At 59.2% G+C, this 2,904-nt stretch carries 3 protein-coding genes; all 3 read right to left on the bottom strand.

The genetic code is table 11. The annotated features are described in order from the left end of the window. Positions 1 to 592: site-specific integrase (locus M0D64_RS44685; RefSeq protein WP_266262297.1), on the bottom strand; the 592-nt coding region annotated here is incomplete at its 3' end. Beyond that, positions 589 to 1,533 carry a tyrosine-type recombinase/integrase gene (locus tag M0D64_RS44680; RefSeq protein ID WP_266262296.1) on the bottom strand — a complete coding sequence of 315 codons (945 nt, stop codon included), beginning with the start codon at positions 1,531 to 1,533 and terminating at the stop codon, positions 589 to 591. The genes M0D64_RS44685 and M0D64_RS44680, both read right to left, overlap by 4 nt. Beyond that, entirely contained in the window at positions 1,530 to 2,768 is a 1,239-nt protein-coding gene (locus tag M0D64_RS44675) for a site-specific integrase (protein ID WP_266262295.1), read from the bottom strand. The genes M0D64_RS44680 and M0D64_RS44675 overlap by 4 nt, the downstream gene beginning before the upstream one ends. Positions 2,769 to 2,904: the final 136 nt, after the last annotated feature.

Genomic DNA, 2,904 nt, shown 5'->3' with positions numbered 1-2,904 from the left:
GCATATTCCCGAGATCGTCATAGTTGCGCCCCTTGCCGATCACACGCACGTGTGCGCCAACTCCGAGAATAAGGTCATCGCGTTTGAGCGCGGTCATCTCGGAGAGGCGCAGGCCTGTCTGCACGGCGACCAGCATGAAGGCGTGGTCACGTCGGCCAGACCAGGTGCGCTGATCCGGCGCAGCGAGCAAGGCATCGACTTCGGGACGCGTCAGGAAGGGAACCAGGGTGCGGGTGAAACGCTTGCTCGGAATGGCGAGCACACGCTGAATCTGCGCTGAATGGGCTGGCGCTTCGAAGGCCACATACCGGAAGAACGAGTGGATCGCCGTGAGACGCAGATTACGGCTGCGAATGCTGACGCCCTGACGCTTCTCCAGGCCGTCCAGAAATGCAACGATCAAGGGGGCGTCGATTTCCTCGAAATTCATACGTGAGGGCTGCTTGTGCAGACGTTGTTGCGCGAACTTCAGAAATTGACGGAAGGTATCGCGATAGGAGCAGATCGTGTGAGGGCTCGCCTGGCGCTGCTGCATCAGGCGCTGAGTAAAGAAACGCTCCAGCAGCGGAGCAAAGGCGGGGGGCGCGTTCATGACCGGTTCTCCCAGTGCTGCTCGAGTCGGCGCATCGCTTCGCGCATCAGTTCCGGTGACGCGCTCAGATACCATTGAGTATCGGCGACGTGGACATGGCCGAGATAGGCTGACAGGACGGGCAGGCGGCGCTCGGGGTCCTGTCCTGAACGGTACCAGCGTACAAGTGTATTTGTTGCAAACACGTGCCTCATGTCGTGTAGACGTGGGCCATGACTGTCTGCTGGACCCCGCAAGCCGATCTGCCGGGACAACGCATAGAAGTGGCGATGAATCTCGCCGCTGTCCAGACGATTCCCCTGGTTGGAAACGAACAGATAGGAGGACACCGGTCGATTCGCCCAATGGCGTTCGCGGCGAGCAATGTAGTCGGCAAGTACCTTGCAGGTCGAGGCATGCAGGGGGATGAGTCTGGACTTGCCAAACTTGGCACCGCGAATGGTCAATACTGCCGCTGCCAGATCCACGTCCTGAAGCTCCAGATTGCGCGCTTCACCCAGACGCATGCCCGATACGCTCAACAAGCCAAACAGGCAATGATACGTCCATGGTTGCAGTTCATCACGCTGGAAGCGGCAAGGTATCTGGAGCGCGGCATGGAGTAACCTGCGAATCTCGCCGTCCGAGTACAGGTAGGGTCGGGCACGTTTCGGTGCGAAAGGCAGCAGGCCAGGTGCAGGAATCTGCGTACGTGGGTCGGTCGCACTTCGATAACGTGCGAACTGGCGCACGAAACTTAGGCGTCGCGCCCAGTTTGCGGGTTGGACGTTTGAAGGTTGCTGGGCCCACCTGAGAGCCAAGGCCTGGGTGATGCAGGAAGCGCGGTGCCGTTCCATGAACGCGACGAAATCAGGCAAGACCTTGCCGGCTTCTTCAAGCTTGAATCCCAGGCTTCTCCTCATGCTGAGATACTCCTGAACGGCCTGCCGGAGCGTGTTCATCGCACACCTCCTGGCCACGGCACGGCTAGTGTACGCAATGCCTTGATGTCGACCTTCGTGTAGATCGTCGTGGTCTGCGGATGATGGTGTCCCAACAGTTCACCTATCTCGCCGAGCGACGCGCCATGGCGCAGCATCTCACTGGCCAGCCCATGACGAAACTGGTGTGCGCCCATGGTTGGGGCATCAATGCCGGCGCGCTGGAGCGCATGCCGAACGATAGAGCCCACGCCACTTGCGCCGCGGAAGCCGGTGACAGGCGCCTTTGCGCGCAAAAACACACGACGACTCGTGCTATGCGGTCGCCCGTATCGAAGGTATGCGGCAATCGCCTTGCCGACATCGGTGGGTAAAGGCAGCCCGTTATGCTGACCACTCTTGCCGCGCACGCATAACTGTCCAGTGTTCCAGTCAATATCCTCAAGCTCGAGAAATGCTACTTCCCCTGAACGCAATCCCAGGCGAGCGAGCAGCAGCAAGATGGCGTAATCACGACGACCGACGGCGGTCCGTCGGTCGATACTGGCCAGCAATTGCCGTATCTGTTCTGGTGGAATCGCACGGGGAATTGACGGCATCGACCAGTTGGCCACGACCGGAACGGCAGCGGCTAGATCGAGCGTAATGTCGCCCCGATAGCACGCGTATCGTAAAAAGGATCGCAGCGCGGTGGTCATGAGCTTGGCACGCTTCAAATGCAGCCGTGCCGCCTGACGTTGCACGAATCTCACTACGTCGCCCGCCCGCAAGTGCGAGAGCCCGACGCGACCGTCGCCAAAGCAGTCTTCGAGAAAATCCTTGATGAACGGCACGTAGTTGACGATCGTCGCTTCGGCCAGGGCGCGTGCTTCGCGCAGGTACTCCTCGTATTCTTGTACGCAGGACTCGACAGGGGTTGGCCGTCGCGCCGGTATCCTCAGCCTGGAAATCAAACCCTCACGATCCAGAAAGTCAATGAGGTGTCTGAGCGCGCTACGGTCCCCTGGACAAGGTCGTACACGCCGAGCACGATAGCGCAAATATCGCACCGCGTGATCGGAGCAGACGCTGTGCAAATCAATTCCCGTTCGTTCAAGCCAGCGGCTAAAAGAGGCAGCGAGCCGAACCTTGTACCGCAGTGACTGCACACTGTACCCCTGCTCAGCTATCGAATTCGCAAAGGCGACGATACGCGCCGCGATCGGTCCTTCCGGCGAGCGAGATAAAACGACATGGTCACGAATCGTGCACTTCATGATGGACTCCTTCCCGGACGCCGGGGGGCTGATGGAAGGAATCAAGACTATCTCTATCTCACAACACGCATTTGCCCACGAAATACGGGCTATTGTTCAATTACAAGACATAGTCAGGAAGGGCACATAGTGCCTC

The sequence above is a fragment of the Paraburkholderia sp. WS6 genome (assembly GCF_030464835.1).
In the GTDB taxonomy this organism is placed as follows: domain Bacteria; phylum Pseudomonadota; class Gammaproteobacteria; order Burkholderiales; family Burkholderiaceae; genus Paraburkholderia; species Paraburkholderia madseniana.
Note: the sequence above shows the minus strand (reverse complement) of the source record. Positions and strands in the feature narration are given on the sequence as shown.

Bases quoted from the DNA above. Each gene is read 5' to 3' on its own strand.
- M0D64_RS44680 (WP_266262296.1), bottom strand. From the start codon at position 1,533: ATGAACACGCTCCGGCAGGCCGTTCAGGAGTATCTCAGCATGAGGAGA.
- M0D64_RS44675 (WP_266262295.1), bottom strand. From the start codon at position 2,768: ATGAAGTGCACGATTCGTGACCATGTCGTTTTATCTCGCTCGCCGGAA.